Raw genomic sequence first — 17,715 nt, forward strand, 5'->3', positions numbered from 1 at the left:
AACGTCCTTGCTAACCGCTCTAACGGATATAAAAACGCACATTATCTTAACATGTTATCATCTTAAGACAATGTGCGTTATCAAAATTGCTCTATTTTAATCACTCTATTTTAATCTCTCTATTTTAATCTCTCTATTTTAATCTCTCTATGAAGTTCTAACACCTCAACATCTATGTTCTTCTATTCCCAAGCTATGAGCATCCTAAATTTCTTTCTTACTATAACTACCACCTTTTGACGCAACAAATACAATCAACCCCAAAAAATTCTTCTGTTGTTTCTGCTTGAACTTTTACGAATCACTCTTTCCAATATGATATTCTTATTCTAATATGATGTACAAGAAAACAAGTACTGACTTACTTTTATTTCCAAAACCGTTTCTACCGATTTTTTACTGTGAATAACAATAATTGTTACTTGCACTAATGTGATTATCCTATTGTCTCTATCATCACAGATCAAGTCTCAAAGAACACATCAGGTTCAGCTACATCAAGTTCGCTCTATGTTCATCCATCACACTTTCTTTATTCCAGCATCTCGCAAAACATTACTGATTCAATTTCTTTGAACTGTCTTTATCCCTATAACAATCTCTTATAAATATCCAACATACTCTCCATATGATACTGTAGTAAATAGGCTGCATTGTGATACTCTGATGTGGCTTTTATTGATCTCAGAAGTGTAGGATAATACTTTTCCGTCTCTGTTATCATCCGATAAATCCTGCTTCTACTCAATCCCCATGACATGGTTGTAAGGTTGTTGCATCTGTCAATGCACTTTATGAGGGAGGCTTTCGCATTCTTTGCAATCTCGCCATAGTATGCCTCCATCACAGTATCCCGTTCTTTTCCGTTTACCTTTTCGTACATAAGAAGAACCACCAATTCTCTTGCTTCTTCTCCAACCGGAAGCTCAGTTGCAGTTTTGTGACAATCTTCTATCACATCATGAAGTAAAATTGCAGCAATCACAGTATCTTCTTTGATTCCCATAGAAAGAGCATGACACGCCATGTTCAGTGGATGATAGATGTATGGCGTATCTGATTTCTTCCTTTTCTGTCCCTTATGTGCCTCTACTGCAAAATCTATCGCTTTCAAAGTATCTGTCATCTCAAAATTCTTGGCAACAGTTTTGACATAGGTTTTCATATGTTCCCAGTTATAGATGACATCGCTCGTTTGAAACCTCGTTTCCTGTTGTTCAACAATGGCTGATAAGGAAACATCCAAAATTTCTGTAAGTTTGATGAGATTATCAAGATCCGGCTTGTATTCTTCTCTCTCCCAAGCAGATACTGCCTGAAACGAGACATTGAGCTTTTCTGCAAGCTTTTCTTGCGTAAATCCTCTTTCTTCCCTCAATCTGCGTATATTCATCCCGATATTCATTTCTGCCTCCTAATCCAAGAAATCTGAACCTACGAACCTGTCATTTTAATGTTTTGTAGGGAGACTCCTATCATCTCTATTTTATCATAATTCCATGGTTACACCATATATCATAGTTGTAAAAACGATAGGTGTGTAGCAAGTACAGATAGAATATGAGCTGATAAATTCAAGCGATACTTGAACTTAGAGCCTTTATTATAATACGATTATCTATTAGAACTGACTGGTTGAATTCTTTGAACTATATGATTCACCAAATTATTTTTCAGTAATTGTACATTCTGCATACTCGGAATATTATACGGAGAATAGTCAAAATGTGGGGGAAGAGGTATTTGGAAATTTTTCTTACTAATTTTTGTCAAAAGTTGTTATCTAAAGTTTTTGTCAAAACTTATGCAACAACCTCTTCTATCTCAAGAAAAACCTCCCACCAAAATGATGAGAGGCTCTCTAAATCATCTATCACATTATGATTCTTCGGTCCATAAGTGTAGGTCATAAATTTTGTGGCATTCCATTTTCTTACCCGGCAAAATCAAAATCCAAAGATACTCGCGAAATCTCGTACTCTCTTTCTTCAGTCTGTTATCTTCCAATAACACAATCAGTCCGGATTTCATTCATACCTTTCGGTAACTGCAAGGTTTCACATCTATGATTGGCAATCATGAATGAAGCAGATGTTTGTTTCCAAATCAAGGTTCCATACTGTTTTGATTTTTGTATGCATTGCTTTATAACATCAAACTCGTTATCACTACTGCTCTTCTAAAATGGATTTCAACAATTCGATTGCAGATTCTTCTTCAGGAAGATTCGTACCTAATTCCCCTCGAAATGCTCTTGCAAGAATGGATTTTTTCATCAAGTCAATTTTTTCTATCAAATCAATGAGTTCCTGAGTATCCTGCTCTTTTTCAAAGATAGTATACAAAATGCGTACAATTTCTTTTTGTTCTTCAAGAGATGGAAAACATAATTTGTACTCTTCCAAAAAAGATTTTGGAACTCTTTGCTGACCGACAGCTCCAGACATAACATTTCTTGCCTCTTCTCTAAATTTTTTCCATCGTAGCAAATGATATATGAATCTATTATAAGTATTCTCTTTACATCGAAAAACATAGAATTCCGTAGAACCAAATCCAATGTTATTCTCCAACTCTCCAACAATAGCTATTTTTCCATTTTCCATACATGGAGTGATTTTTGCAAACAATACATCTCCTTGATTAAAATTTGTATATCCTTTTTTATATTCGCCCAGTTTTTTAATCATAGGCATTGAAACTTGTCCAAGTACATCAGACACTGATGCCATAGGTATAAAAGTTATATCTATACTATCACTTAATTCTTTTGTAGCAATTTTTTTAGGGTTGATATGACACCTTTCTCGTAATTCTTCCTTTTCCCAATCATCTAACCTAATCCCATTTTCTTCTCGCCATTTTTTGGTTAGTTCTCCGGAAAAGGCTTGGTATAAAATAGCAGATTTGCGAGTTTCAAAACTGTCCAATGCCATTTGAATTTTTTCTTTTGCCTCATCCAATTTTGAAAAGAGACTTTCAATACGCTCTACTATCCTTTGCTGTTCTAATAATGGTGGAAGTGGAAAACTATATTTGCTTAGCATTTTAGTATTTATATTCGCAATATTAGTTGTTTGAGTAGACTCTCTAATAAAGTTTCCAGATAAAAATTCCAATCTTAACATATAAAATAGAAACTCGCTACTCACTTTTTTAGCTCTAATAGTTAATACAAATCCTCCAAAAGTCATAGGAAATGGAACTTGATATACAAAACAAGTTTTTCCTACTAATTCTTTTGAATTTGCAGATGACATTATAATGTCATTTTTTTTAAGACATTTAGACTTATTATTTTTAGTATAACTTTTATCTACATAAATCAAATCATTTATCATTAACTCTTCTTGAACATTCGCGGTTCTTATACACGGAATCATATTTTCATCCAATGTTCTTTTTTTAGCTGAAGAAGGAAAAGTAATACCCCGCTCAAACTCTGATACATATCCCAATCTTGTCCATACCCAATTTTCCGGTATCTGATACGGTTGTTCTTCCTTGGGAACCAGTGCATTTTGCAACTTTTCTTCCAATGTTAAATTATTTTTTTTCTTTGCCATCAGTTTACGCTCCCAAGTGATTTCAGCTCTTTTACTACACTTTTTATCAAATCAAGAGCCTCTTCTAATTGTCCAATCATGTCTTCTCCGCTTTCAATCGGATCTTGTAAATCTTCATAATCCAAAACATTTTCATCACGAATCAACCCTAAGTCCAAGCTGTTGTTTTTGACTTTGATTTCTTCTCGCGTAAAGACATTCAGTCTTTCGTCCTCAATTTTAGTTCTATCTTCTGCGAGGTATGCCTTTTCAAAATCAACAAAATGCTCTTTTTTAAGCGGTGTCGTCTTCCCAAAGGAAGGCATATTGGTTCTCATATCGTAGAACCACACTTCTTTTGTGTTTTCTTTCTCTCTTGTTCCTCTGGTAAAGAACAGCACATTTGTTTTGACTCCTTGTGCATAAAAAATACCGGTCGGCAATCGAAGAATCATATTGAGATTACATTTGTCCATCAAGTCTTCACGAATTTTTGCTCCGTCTCCGTCTGCAAACAATACATTATCCGGTAATACTACTGCTGCACGAGCTTTTCCGTCGACTTTGAGACTGCGGTAAATATGTTGCAAAAAATTCAGCTGTTTGTTTGAGGTCGGAAAGGTAAAATCGTCTCGAGTGGCACGCTCGCCACCTTTTTTGGTTCCAAAAGGAGGATTTGTCAATACAACATCATATCCGCTCATACTTTTACCGATATTACTCAATGTATCTGCACATAAAATCTCACTTTCTATCCCGTGAATCATGGCATTCATAAGAGCTAAACGATGTGTATCAGAAACCAGCTCACATCCTGTAAAGGCTTTTTCTTTTTGAAAGTCATACTCTTCTTTAGACAAGCTGAACTCATCATGATGTTCATTGACATATCGTTTGGCTGCAATCATAAACCCAAATGTCCCACAAGCAGGGTCATTACAACGCTCACCGACCTTAGGCTGAATCAATCGGGTCATAACATCAATCAAGACACGAGGTGTAAAATATTGTCCTGCACCTGATTTTTTTTCATTTGCATTTTTTTCCAACAGTCCTTCATATAAATCTCCGAACCCTTCTTCATCTATACTGTACCAATCCAAATTATTCATGGTACGAATGATTTTTTCCAGATTTTTCGGTTCTTCGATATTGGTTCGAGCATTATGATAGATGGATTTGATGTGACCTCGACAGTGTTCTCCAAACAAATGAATGATTCGTTCATAATATTTTTTGAGTTCTATCCCTGAAAGGGATACTAAGGTATTCCAAGAATATTCAGCTACTTTTTTCTTCTCCAAAAATTCCTGTTGTTCATTCTTGGTTATGGTTCCGTCTTCATTTTTCTTTTTAAGATCTTTGTAACCAACAATGTTTTTTTCTATGGTATCTTCTATATCTTTTTCTTTCATCATTTTCAAAAATAGAATGTAAGTTAGCTCTGTTACATATTGATGGTAAGTGATTCCGTCATCTCGAAGCACATTACATAGATTCCATAGTTTTTGAACAATTTCCTGATTTCCCATTACGCTACTTGCCCTCCGTCTTCATAGAGATAATGATTCAGCTCTATGATGTATTCCTTTAGTTTGTTTTTAAATATTTTGTTGATTTTATTGAACCCGCCTTTATCCTTAAAAGCACCATTATTAAATGTATCTTCTGTCAAAATGGTCTCTGTTAGCAGGTTTGCCTCGATTCGATTGAGCCACCCTTCTTCTATTTTAGTAAAATGATGGTTAGACTTTAATTTTTTGACAGCATTTTTGATTCGATCCTCATGACTTATGATTGCCGAGCCAAGTGCTTGTGCACGAATCAAACTGATAATGTCCGCTGCAATGTCTTCATTTTTTAACTCTTTCCACGCGCTGTTCAGTTGCTTTTCTGTAAAGCCTTGTTGGTCCAAAATTCTGAGGAGATTTTTCAGCCCTTGGCGAGTAAGGTTGGCCGGTCTGGTGCAGACTAATTTTAATGCTTCAATTTTGTCAACATTTTCTTCAATGAAAGTTCTAAACTCTTCTAAATAGTCTTGCGGTTTTTGCCCGTTTCCATATCCTCTGGTATGGCTTATCAGCTCATCCTCTTTGTTTGAAATAACGACTGCTCTTTCTATGGTTCTTTTGCTTTGTGACAATAGTTCAAAGACCGACCTGTTTTTCAAAATCATTGTTTTCGCTTGATTTGTCGATAGTTTTGATAGTTCTTCAATAAATTGTTGAGGTTTTTTCCCTTCTGAAAGAACTTCAAAATATTCCAACTCCTGAAGGGATAGGGTTTTCACCTTTCTTCTCATCTTTGCAACAATGAGGTCAATTTGATTTTGAACTTGTTCCTCTTTCGGCAAGTGCAACCCTTCTATCAAATCAGAAAATCCGGTTTCAGGATGAACTACAATCGGTTTCATGGTGCTGACATCTTGAAGGGATTCATACACTCCAACCGGATCGTAAATCTCAAAATGTGTTTTTCCTATTTTTTCACACAGTCTGGTAGCTCGACCCAACATCTGCTCAAACAGAATCCGTGATTTGACACGACGCATAAAGACTAAGGTTGTGATTTCAGGTACATCTATTCCTGTTGTCAACAAGTCAACTGTAACAGCAATGCTTGGATATTTTTCATTTTTGAAACGCCTGATGGCTTCTCCAACTCTCTTCTTATCTCCGATGCTTCCTGTAATTTTCATAATCGCATCTTGGTCAACCCCTTGAGATTCATAGACTTTTCTTAATAAAGAAACAATCAAATCGGCATGTTTATCATCCACTGCATAAATAAGGGTTTTTCCTTCTCCTTCCGGATCAATATCATTAGAGATTTCTTCCAAAACTACTCTGTTAAACTCTTCTGTAATCACTTTCCGATTGAATTGTTCGATATCAAATTCAAGTTCATCTTCCAATTCATCACTATTGGTTACTTCTCCTGTGATGGGATCATAAATTGCAACAACTTCTCCTCTGTTATATTTGATTCCTTCTACACTGAGTTTCGTCTTCAAATTGTGAGGTGCATCATGATCCACCAGATAACCGTCGATTACCGCTTCTCGGTAGGAATAGTTGAATACCGGTTTCCCAAATATTTCAGCAGTGTGTAATGCAGGAGTTGCAGTAAGTGCAATTTTGACAGCATCAAAATATTCAATGATTGCTCGATATTTGCTTACAAAATCATCTTGATTTCGATAGTGCAGCTCATCTTCATCCATTTCTTTATCTAATGTGTAACCACGGTGCGCCTCATCCACTATTATCAAATCGTAGTCGGAAACAGCAGGAATTACCTCTTCTTCATTATACATAATGCGCCTCACCAGACTCTGAACGGTAGCAACTTGTATTTTTGTTTCTCCGGAAATTTCTTTTTCCTCTAATGGATTGATATTATAGATGTCTCCTAATGTCAACAAATCTTCAAGCTTGACTTCATTAAATACATCTTGCGCCTGTGTTCCAAGTGCTGTTCTATCAACTAAAAATAGAATTCTCTTGAAACGGTTGGATTTTAAGAAACGATAAATCATTCCCAAAATGGTTCTGGTCTTGCCTGTCCCTGTCGCCATGGAGAGCAAAATATTTTTTTGTCCTTCTATAATGCTCTTTTCCACTGCCTCTATTGCTTGAATTTGATAGGCTCTCAAATTCAAACCGTCTTTATCTGTGAGTAGGTCATAGCCGGTGTTTTCCAAAATAGCATTGGCGGATTGAATATCTTTTTCTAACCATTCCATAATACCGTCAGGACTAACCCACCCCTGTAATGCTCTTGGTATATTGCTGTTATCTCTTACATCCAAGAACCAAATCCCGGATTTTGTTTTAATCTGTTCCAAATACTTACGACCATTGGTTGCAAATACAAAAGGCACTCTATATCCGTTCCAATTCGAAAGTTGATAGCTGTCTTCCTTAGCATTAATATGATACTCACCCTCTGATTCTGCAACTCTATCCAGCAAATCGTCAGCCTTCACATTTTTGGCGTATTCTTTCCCTTGAACATCAATTATAGAAGATACATCGCGATTTGTTTTTTTCGCTTCAATGATACCGACCATTTTAAGTCCTACAAAAAGTGCATAATCAGCATGTCCTTTTTTTCCATATTCATTTTCTGTCGGCCATTCAGCAATCGCCAAGTTTTTTCCTTTTTGCGGTCTAACTCCATTTGCATAACGCAATGTTTCGGTATCAACTTCCCATCCAACTTGACGAAGCTGTTCATCAATCAAGTATCTCGTTTCTCTCTCTGACAAGTTCATAAAGTTAACTGCATGATTGGCTTTTTTAATACGGTCAAATTGAGAAATATCTTGTGCTTGTATATCTTTGATTTTTGCACTCAATTCCTGTATCAGCGTCTCTTTTTCTTTCACTAACGATGCATAGTTGGTTTTATCCTCCACAGGCATTGAAAAATCGTTAATCGTGCCGTTAATATCTCCATATACCTGCATAAACCATACTGCCAAATGATAGGTCATTTCAAGAAGTGTTTTGCATTTTTCCAAATCATCCAGATTTGCATGTACTGCCTTATTTCTATGCAATCTTAAACCATGTAAAATATCATCAATCTGGTTTGGAAGCATACCTTCTTTCTTTAATAACTTGATACGATTCGCATGCGTATTATCGATTGTTGGAGCAGAGATTCTATCAAGTTGTAGCATTAGATTCACTACTGTTTCTCCAAACATCCCTAATTTTATTAAACAAGAATTGGAATCTGTATATAGATATTTTTCAGCAATACTTCCAATTTGATATAAAACCGGAAAATCATTTTGTAAAAAATCAAAATTAGATTGCATTTTTCTTCTCCTATCGCACCTTATTGATTCATTCTCGAACTGTCTTACAACATCTTCTACTTTTGCACTCGCAAAACTCTCCTTGCTGATCCGCCTTTATTGACACCATCCATAAACTATCTTTATTCCATGAATGATATCCATCCTATTGGCTATCTTTATCTTAAGTATCAAAGGATTTTCCTATTTCATGAACTATTTCTCTACGAACTCCGATATATCACTTAGTGTCAAATTCATTGCCCTACATATTTTTTCTAAGTTTTTCATAGATATATTCGTCTTTCCCCATATTAACTAAGGTGTTTGATTAATCCATGTCAGCTTAATCAAATCGGTTCTATTCATATTATTTGTTTGAAATGAATCCATCATTTTTTATAAGAAATGTTCCTAAAACACCTCCAAAATTATTTCAATTATATCAGATAAAATAGTCAACATACAACTTGAAATTCGTTGTAAAGTAATATCACTCCCTTAATTTGTTTCTTCTACACTTTGTCACAATTATGAAAGGGATTGTGGATTCATCTGTTGTTCTAAAATATTCGCCAACTACTTCTTGCAATAAAATATGATCAGATAAATTGATGTAACAACAATAACTCTATCCTTCCATAAGATAGAAAGTAATTGTTATTCCGGAAGTATTCCATATTTTAGTGGATAAGTCATTTTTTAAACCATATATTAACAGTATTTAATATATGCTGTAACTATAATTTTTTAAACTAATTATCTTCGTTTTTCGATATAGCAGATTGTATTAAGGTTATTCTGTATACTATCATATATAGAGCTAACAAAGTAACTTTAAAACCAAAGCTGAGTCTGTATCCTTCAATATAATCTCTCCCATGTACACACTCATTTCGGATATTGAAAGAATTGCTATTATACATGAAGTGATAAACAAATAATAACTCTGGCGCACTCTCAAAACTGTCTAATTCTTGATATATTTTATCAATAAGTTCTCTTAATATTGAACTTGGATCTTTAAATTTAAAATACTCTTCTCTGTTTTCCTTAAACGGAACTATTCCAAACATCTTTCCTAAGTGTCTAATTTCAATCTCTAATAATGGAAATAACTGAGTTAAATGACCGAGTGAAACATTTTTTTCATATGGAATCAGTGAACGATCTAAAAGCTCTTCCAATAAAGAGTACAGTTCTTCTTCTCTGTTGAACATTGTAATAAAAATATTAGCATTCTCTCTATATTTTTCATGTATCGCTGAAACATATATTTTTGAATCTATGTCATTAAGAAATTTATAACCATATTCTTTCAGAATTTTTTCTACTTGTGATTTTAAAATATTATCGATTTCGTGTTTTTCAAAGTTAATTTCTATGTTTTTTATTGGAAAAATCGGACTAAGTATGATTTTATCACACATAAAATTCAATGGATTTTTAGAAGTTTCTTCCATAACAGGTATCATATCTTTGACTTTGAAAATAATACAGATATTTGCTAAAAGTATTGGATTATTCATCACAGTATCATTAAATCCTTCCACTTCAGTTGTAGGAATCTCTGCACTATATTTAAACTCCTGTAAATTCTTCTCCTGTTCTGGATATATATTTTCCTGCCAATATTCTTGAAGATAAATCACATCTCTCTTCACAACTCTTTTATCAAGATTTTGATTAGTTTGATTGACATCTAAAAGAAACATTACTGCCTGATAGAATAAAATTGATACTGAGCTATCTTGAATCCCTTTCATCAACTCAAAAAACTTTCTTTTCATCTCATCATAACATTCTTGATTGATATATCTTGCTATATCTGAATTCTGCAAATATTGTATCAATGACTCTATGTCTTTGATTAATGATATGCCTTTGTATTGATTCTCTATATAATTTTTTATACTACGTAGTTGGCTTCTACTTAATGGGAAAAATTGTCGTAACACTAACAGCAGATTTATTGATGTAACAGAATGAATGATTTTATAAAACTTCTTTATATCTTCAGTCTTTTCTACCTTATTCATTACTCCTTCCTTAAATAGTAAAGCAATTATTTCAAACGAAGAAAACATTCTTATCTTATGATAATTATCACTATTCTTTATTGCTTCTGCAAGTAACTTACAATGTGTTTCTATCGTTTCTAAACTAGGAGGATTTTTATTAACTACGAAATTAATAGACTCTATAACAAAGTCCGCAATCCTATGATTGAAATATTCTTTTATCCCCTTAACCAATTGAGGACTCCATTTTAAATAGTCCGGAACTGAACTACTACCAATAGAAAACATTGGTGATATCTGACCATTATTTATCGATATTTGCAGCATGTCTAAAAGGGTATGCTCCTGCCAGGTTAACTTCGCATCTCTATCAAGAGATTGATAACTAAAACAATTAACTGATACTAAATTATCACTGTATTTTTCAAAAAAATGTTCAGTTACATCATAATTGACTTTGTTCAAGTTATCCTTTATATTCTGTTTTACTTCCTCAAAACCTCTTATAGTAATCTCTTCCAAATATATAAAAATTTCTTCTTTGTCATATTCAAAAGACCCCATATTAATTGCTTGATGAAAATTTCTTTGATCTAAAATTCTGTAATCAACTATATACTTTGAATTATTATCCGAATTTTCTAATTTCGTAAGCCATACTAACACAAATAATATTTTACAAAATTCTGTTTTAATTTTTGAAGAACAATTTACCCTTTCCACTACTCCTACATAATATTTTGCTATTAAATATATTTCTTGAAGTAATAATGTCTCCGAATGAAAGTCTGTATCGCATACATCCAACATGTGCAAAAAATTACTCAAAACAGGTATTAAATTGCCACGTCTATTTTGAAAATCAAAAAAATCATCAATATCAGATAAGTCGAAGTTATCTTCAATATAGTCAATAAACCATTGCCACTCCTGACTGTGCTCCAATATGCCATCTGCAAACTTAACACATATTTCATGTTCTAAATAATTCTTGTACTCTTTGTTTGGCATTTCTCTTAAATCTCCTATCCGCTGAATTCTATTATTTATTTTCTTAGACAACAGCAATTATATATTAATTATACTATATAGTTTCCAAAATCGAAGGTTCAATAAATAAATTTTGCACATCGCAATTGGTTATCTAAAGGTCAATAGACTCATTTAATTATTTCCTGAAAATGAAATATTTCAGATCCTCAAAAAAGTTATGGGGATACTATATAAAAGTGTAAATACACCGATGAATGAAAAGTATCTCTTATTTAGATTTATTCCATAGTTTAATCATGTTTTAGCATTAACTGGATAAAATCATAAAAATAGCCCCAGTCCCAAGACTATAGCTATCCTATTTAATAAATCAACTAAAAAAATTCTTATCTTTTTTTATTTATTTAATCTTTACTTTTTTCACAGCCAAATCTATAAAACAATTAAAAATACAGGAGTTAAAACATTCTTCTTATGAATGACCTTATTTCCACTCTTCACATAAAACCTAATACCCATTGCAAAATAATCATTAATATGAGTTTTATTTGCACCATTCTATAATTCATCAATTTTTATAGATATTTTGTAAACAAAGTACTTTAAAAAAAATTTTTAGAACATCCGCTTAATATTCGTATCATTATATGATATAACAGTTTTATTTACTTTTCTTAACTACTTCTTTTATTAGTGCTTCCATTGAGTCACAACTTATAAAACGATTAAACTCATTAACAAATAAACCGATGTAAAACAACAATTTCAGAGCATCATAAAGTTTCGGAGTAAAACAAGATTTTTCTTCTGATAGTAGCTTTTCATAATCATCTGTAGCTTTTCTCTTACTACTATCTTTCGATGTATGCAAATCATCCTTAATATATTTAGAGGGATTTAGTAGTAAATCCAAAGATGTTCTTCGATTAATATTTTTTCCAAAATAATAGGCATAATCATAGGATAAAGCAAAATATAATACCCTAAACCGATAGCTATAAAAAGAAAACTCATTAAAATATTCTATATTGTCTCTACAAAATAGTTCTTTAACTATCTTATCAATCTCACTATCCCTTTTTATTTCATCAAAATCAGTACAAAAAACTATTGATGAAAAATATTTTCGGTTAGAGATTTCATAATAATTCTCTATTTTATTATGTAAATATTGATCCGCTATGAAATTCTGCCTTCTAATAAGTCTATCTACATTCTGTGACATTTCATATAAACACTCTTCGAGATATGATGATAATTCAAAAATCTTATAGATAACAATTTTTTTCTTTTCATTCTCTTTTTTAGAAATTATAGTTTTAATACGAGCTCTATTCCCAACAAAATAGAAAATAAAAAGTAATGGAAATATTGATATTAGCAAAGGTATTTTTTCAAAATAATTCCACGCATTTTCAATCTTGATTCCTGCGATACTTAGTCCTGTTATTTTCTTTAAAAAATAAAAATCATACATTTCCAGATTGTTTTTTAAAACAAAAACATAAACACCACTTATCAAAATTGGGGGACAAAGAACTAATTTTATCAAAGTTTCTATTTTATACTTAAAGCTAAAATATCGGATATAGTAGTAAATATCGTTTGTTTTACCATGAGAAGTATTTACCCAATGTAATCTCAAATAATACATTATGAAAGATATGATATAATCCATTTTTATACATCTTAATGCATTTATTATTCTTATATTCTCAATATTTTCAACTGATCTCTTGTGAAGTATACAGCTTAATTCTACGCCTACAATCATCATAAAAAAGTCGTATAAACTCAATAATATAACACTCCCAAACACTAATATTATAAAATGCGTTACTATTGGAATATTTTTGGTTTTACCATATAGAAAGCTATTTATAGCATAAATCACTAAACATGTTAAAACAATATAAAGTAATTTTTTTATTATTTTTCGCATAATAATTCCTCGTTAACTATACTTCTTAAAAATTCTCGGCTTACTCCATTACCTTATCAAATAATTATTCATCCCATTATAGAGAAAATATCCATTTTTATAAGACAATACTGTCAAATCTATATTCAATTCAAATTTCCCACTTCAAACGGACAGGATATCGTTCCATCACGAAATGCGGTTCCTCAATCTCTGTCGACGGATAGCTATCCGCAATATCTACAGTCACAGAACCAACTGCCGTTTTTGCAAAATCATCAATTTTACCACAAACGATATACAGAACCGTGTACTCAATGTAGCCGGTTTCATCCGGCTCAAGAGGCATCGTTTCAAAAGGTTTTTCGATATCAACTCCAAGCAAAGAAAGATATTCCGTAAGTTCCGGATAGGTGGTTCTGATTTCATGAGCATAGTTTTGACAATATGCACAATCGCACAAATCATGCTGACTTAATTTCTTATAATATGATTTTGTTTTTTTCGTATCCATATTCAATACCTCTTTGAATTTCAATAAACCAAACACTCTCTTTACAACATACTTTGAATTGTTGTTTCTATCTACGTTCTAATCTGTTATATCTATGTCTGTAACTATTTTTAATTCATAATCACGATACAGTGTTCCAATTTCTTGTTCCAGTATCTCACGTGCTTGTCCATGGTCTATATCGAAACTTACCACAACATCAAAAGTAATTGTCTTGTTCACTTCGTCTAAGTAGAACCCATGCATTTGAAGTGCCCAATCATGCGACATCACAATCTTTTGAATTTCGTTTTGAACCCTCGCTGCTACTTCGTTCGTGGTATTGTACGAATACACACCGATACCGGTCATAATAACCCCTGTTTTCATATAGATTTCAAGTTGAACCTTTCGTGTAAGAGAATCGACCTCCTTTACGGTCATAGTGTCTGCAAGCTCCAAATGAACAGAACCGTAGTATTTGTTCGGACCATAATTGAACAGATGCAAGTCGTAAGCTCCTCTAACTTCTTCCTCATATTCGAGGATTTCTCTGATATAACTGCTCATTTCCTCGTCTTCTCGTTTCCCTATAATATCACTTATTGTTTCACGCATCATTTCGATACCGGCTTTTATAATAAAAATTGAGATGATGACACCTACATACGCTTCAAGAGATACTCCCCAAACCATAAAAATAATCGCAGAAACCAAAACAGATGCAGAAAGGATTGCATCGAAGGACGCATCCTCACCCGAAGCAACAAGCGCTCCCGAGTTTAAGTGTTTTCCTTGTTTTTTTACATATTGTCCAAGAATCAGTTTCGCAACTATAGCTACTGCAATCACAACCAAAAATGTAGAACTGTAATGCACCTCAGTAGGATGAATGATTTGTTTAATTGACTCTACGATAGATGTCAATCCCGCATACAAAATGATTGCTGCAACCAACATAGAGCTTAAATATTCAACTCTTCCATGACCTAACGGATGGTTTTTATCAGGCTTTTTTCCTCCAAGTTTTGTCCCTATAATGGTGATGACAGAAGACAATGCATCAGATATGTTGTTTACAGCATCCAGCATCATTGCAATAGAATTTGATAAGACACCAATCACTGCTTTGAATACTGCAAGAAACACATTTGTGGCAATTCCAATAACACTTGTCTTTATGATAGCTTTCTGTCTGTCCAAAAATTCCGCCTTGTGCGAATCATTACGTTCTTTCATAAAATCCCCCTTATGTGTTTCAATCGTCATTTGATATAGATATCTCAATCTATCATTTTTAACTTCCAAACGTCAATACTATTCTCTTTTCTTCAACGTAATACTTTCTTAATTGTCAAGACATATGTTACACTTTGAGAAATACTCTGATACTGTTTCATTAGGACTTCTAAAATTAAGACTGGTCTTAGCTGTGCTATTATATCTTTGTATATGCTTTTTTACAGCCGTTTTCATATAACGATATTATCAACTCCAAATTACTCCAGAGTTCATTTTATACTCTGAATCAAAGTAAAGAAGCGATCTATTTAGAATATTTGCCAACCGATTTCAACGAAACGATTGAGCAGAATATGATTTATGAAAGCGAGGAGTTCTCTTTACTCCTAAACTTGTTCGGTTTAGATGTTACATCAGAAAAACTTCCTTTTTCAGAGATTAGAAAACTACTCTTTATTGTGAAGGAAGAGGATGAAATCACTGAATTGGATTTGGATGAGAGTGACTTTGATTTGACAAAAGACACCAAGAATTTTATTAGTTCTTACTTGAAGTTGTTCAATGATCTTACAGAGGTGTAGTCATCCAAGTATTTAGCCTTATTGTTCCTATAACATCAGCCTTATAGAGTTCAAAATAATCTTCAAAGAGCATATTGAGTGAACCCGACATCTTTACCGTGAAATTTCTCTCGTAAGTAATTGCCTCTTTCTTCGTTTCAAACCCTCTTTTCAGCTTCTTTCTGCTCTGTCCGTCCCCAATCCTTGTAATAGAATGAAGCGAACCATTTTCCACTTTTTTCGTCCTTATATGCAGGCATTATTCTCCCTCCTTTGCTTTGTAGATTTGTTCCATAAAATATTTCTTATTAATTCTTCCCCTAAGGATAAGAAAGCCGCGTTCAGCAAGCTGCTTATTCATATCTCGGATGATTTTATAAGCTTGTTGCTGCGATATATTTAGTAAATCGGCAACTTCATTTGAAGTAAGAAATAATTTCTCCATCGTACTTTCCTCCTTTCTTTTAAGAAATATATTTGCTTCTGTTTCTGTTTTAAATTATAAGTAGCTTTTTTGTTTCTGTCAATACTTTTTCTAAATTTTATTTTTCTATTGTATTTTTTCCTATTTTCGATTATATTATTAAGAGAGAAACAAATTTGCTCCTAAGGAGGTGTTTGGATTGAGTTTGGGTAAATTGATAAAGAAATTCCGTGAACTAAGGAGAATTACTCAAAAGGCATTAGGAGACAGAACCCATTTAGATGATGTAAGAATAAGACAGTACGAACTTGATATTCGTACTCCTAAAGACGATGTCTTGGAAAATATTTCTACTGCACTGCATGTAAACAAAGAATATTTAAAAGAGCCTGATTATCCATATACGGAACATGACTTAATGCGATTTTTATTTAAGCTGGATGACAGTATTGAAGTGAAAATACGTCCTGTTATTCTAAATGATGAAGATCCTGAGTACACTACCACAGGTATATATTTCGGCAGTGAAGCTATCTTAAGAATTCGCAATATGCTTGAACAGTGGCAGGAAATGAAAGAAAAATATGAGAATAACGAAATTACAAAAGAGGCATTGCAGGATTGGAAAGCAAACTATCCCGATAGCTTGAAAAAAGATTATGTTCCCTTTGAAGAAAGCAATGTAAAATTCTATAAAAGCGGTATCGGAGCGAAAGTTCCACCAGATATAAAATAGGCAAACGTATTCAAAACAAAATTTGTTAAAGCTTAGAATAAATAATAAAAGAGTATACATTATTATTTAGGAGTCACTATGAATTGGATAAAAAATAACATAAATATAATAGATGCTATTTGCAATATATTTTCCATTGCGTGGTATATACGCATAGCTAAACTCATAGGTTTAAAAGATATTAATAATTACTGTATTAGAATAGCAATTTTATTCTTAATCCCTATAATATGTACATTTGTTCCAAAATTATTAAAACACAAGCTATCTAAAAATTCGAATAATAAAACAGGATCTGAGGCGGAAATCATTTTTGATTTACTTAGCATATTAGCAATCTGTTTAAATGTATATATGATTGCTTATTACATTAGCTTTAAATTTTGTCCCACTATTATAGATTGGGTATCTGTTGCAATTATGTTGTTCATAGTTACATACTGCCTTCATATTACCATTAAGAAATTGGCTAAAATCACATATTCAAAATCAATAATAGTAGCTTCAATAATAATTTTATTAGGATGGTTTAATTCTCAAGAACTCTCCCTAATTGCAATATTATCTATAGTATTAAATACAATTTTATCCACAGATGATAGGACAAATCTTGTATCATTCTTTGAGAAAAAAAAGATAGGAAATGAAATTATATGGAAACAAAATATACAAGGTGATTTAAGTGATGATGAATTAAAAGGTAAATTTATTGCTCAAAAAATAATAATTTATATTATTATTGCAATGTTATATATTGTGATAAAATCTACAGAAAATACATATTTTACTTTATATCTTCCTGCCATTTTAAGTAATATAGATCTCAGTTTCTATCCACCAATAATACAATTTTTGTATAAAGGTATTGACAGAATTATAATATCCCTATTAATTTTTATTTTCTTATATTCCCAAAAAAAGATAAGACATGTATTGAAAAAAATATTTCAACCACAAACACCAAATAATTAAT

15 protein-coding genes are annotated in these 17,715 nt (G+C 32.5%); 3 read left to right on the top strand and 12 right to left on the bottom strand.

Going from position 1 to position 17,715, the window contains the following annotated elements:
• Positions 1-589: 589 nt before the first annotated feature.
• From HMPREF0389_RS08805 to HMPREF0389_RS07565, 10 genes are all read right to left on the bottom strand, one after another.
• A complete protein-coding gene (locus tag HMPREF0389_RS08805) occupies positions 590-1,405 on the bottom strand; it encodes a helix-turn-helix domain-containing protein (RefSeq protein ID WP_014263034.1) in 816 nt (271 codons plus the stop codon).
• Between the two features lie 473 nt (positions 1,406-1,878).
• The gene (locus HMPREF0389_RS09035; protein WP_156775263.1) at positions 1,879-2,031 is read right to left on the bottom strand and encodes a hypothetical protein; all 153 of its coding nucleotides are present in this window, start codon (positions 2,029-2,031) and stop codon (positions 1,879-1,881) included.
• 137 nt (positions 2,032-2,168) lie between these two features.
• Positions 2,169-3,458, bottom strand: coding sequence for a restriction endonuclease subunit S (locus tag HMPREF0389_RS07535; protein WP_169308508.1), 1,290 nt, complete (start codon positions 3,456-3,458; stop codon positions 2,169-2,171).
• Positions 3,459-3,565: 107 nt separating this feature from the next.
• Entirely contained in the window at positions 3,566-5,077 is a 1,512-nt protein-coding gene (locus HMPREF0389_RS07540) for a class I SAM-dependent DNA methyltransferase (protein ID WP_014263036.1), read from the bottom strand.
• A complete protein-coding gene (gene hsdR / locus HMPREF0389_RS07545; RefSeq protein ID WP_014263037.1) occupies positions 5,077-8,373 on the bottom strand; it encodes a type I restriction-modification system endonuclease in 3,297 nt (1,098 codons plus the stop codon). Before hsdR ends, HMPREF0389_RS07540 begins: the two co-directional genes overlap by 1 nt.
• Positions 8,374-8,568: 195 nt before the next feature.
• Positions 8,569-8,643: a helix-turn-helix domain-containing protein gene (locus HMPREF0389_RS09375; RefSeq protein WP_083799707.1), complete on the bottom strand. Its 75-nt coding sequence runs from the start codon at positions 8,641-8,643 to the stop codon at positions 8,569-8,571.
• Positions 8,644-9,107: 464 nt separating this feature from the next.
• The gene (locus HMPREF0389_RS07550; RefSeq protein ID WP_014263038.1) at positions 9,108-11,384 is read right to left on the bottom strand and encodes a hypothetical protein; all 2,277 of its coding nucleotides are present in this window, start codon (positions 11,382-11,384) and stop codon (positions 9,108-9,110) included.
• Positions 11,385-12,027: 643 nt separating this feature from the next.
• The gene (locus HMPREF0389_RS07555) at positions 12,028-13,308 is read right to left on the bottom strand and encodes a hypothetical protein (RefSeq protein ID WP_014263039.1); all 1,281 of its coding nucleotides are present in this window, start codon (positions 13,306-13,308) and stop codon (positions 12,028-12,030) included.
• A gap of 130 nt (positions 13,309-13,438) precedes the next feature.
• On the bottom strand, positions 13,439-13,801 hold the full coding sequence (locus tag HMPREF0389_RS07560; RefSeq protein ID WP_049770212.1) for a hypothetical protein: 363 nt from the start codon (positions 13,799-13,801) through the stop codon (positions 13,439-13,441).
• 78 nt (positions 13,802-13,879) lie between these two features.
• Positions 13,880-15,019: a cation diffusion facilitator family transporter gene (locus tag HMPREF0389_RS07565; protein WP_014263041.1), complete on the bottom strand. Its 1,140-nt coding sequence runs from the start codon at positions 15,017-15,019 to the stop codon at positions 13,880-13,882.
• Between the two features lie 356 nt (positions 15,020-15,375).
• Between HMPREF0389_RS07565 and HMPREF0389_RS09195 the strand changes: the two genes are divergently transcribed.
• Positions 15,376-15,603, top strand: coding sequence for a hypothetical protein (locus HMPREF0389_RS09195; RefSeq protein ID WP_242821711.1), 228 nt, complete (start codon positions 15,376-15,378; stop codon positions 15,601-15,603).
• Here HMPREF0389_RS09195 and HMPREF0389_RS08955 read toward each other — a convergent pair.
• Positions 15,590-15,817, bottom strand: a complete 228-nt coding sequence (locus HMPREF0389_RS08955; RefSeq protein WP_014263043.1) for an Arm DNA-binding domain-containing protein — start codon at positions 15,815-15,817, stop codon at positions 15,590-15,592. The two genes, HMPREF0389_RS09195 and HMPREF0389_RS08955, sit on opposite strands and share 14 nt — an antisense overlap.
• A 24-nt stretch (positions 15,818-15,841) precedes the next feature.
• Entirely contained in the window at positions 15,842-16,027 is a 186-nt protein-coding gene (locus tag HMPREF0389_RS07575) for a transcriptional regulator (protein ID WP_014263044.1), read from the bottom strand.
• Between the two features lie 169 nt (positions 16,028-16,196).
• Here HMPREF0389_RS07575 and HMPREF0389_RS07580 point away from each other — a divergent pair, with 169 nt between their 5' ends.
• Entirely contained in the window at positions 16,197-16,742 is a 546-nt protein-coding gene (locus HMPREF0389_RS07580) for a helix-turn-helix domain-containing protein (protein ID WP_242821712.1), read from the top strand.
• A 78-nt stretch (positions 16,743-16,820) separates the two neighbouring features.
• Positions 16,821-17,714 (top strand): hypothetical protein, encoded by an 894-nt coding sequence (locus tag HMPREF0389_RS07585; protein WP_014263046.1) that lies wholly within the window; start codon positions 16,821-16,823, stop codon positions 17,712-17,714.
• The last annotated feature ends 1 nt before the right edge of the window (position 17,715 follow it).

It is taken from the genome of Filifactor alocis ATCC 35896 (genome assembly GCF_000163895.2).
Classification (GTDB): domain Bacteria; phylum Bacillota; class Clostridia; order Peptostreptococcales; family Filifactoraceae; genus Filifactor; species Filifactor alocis.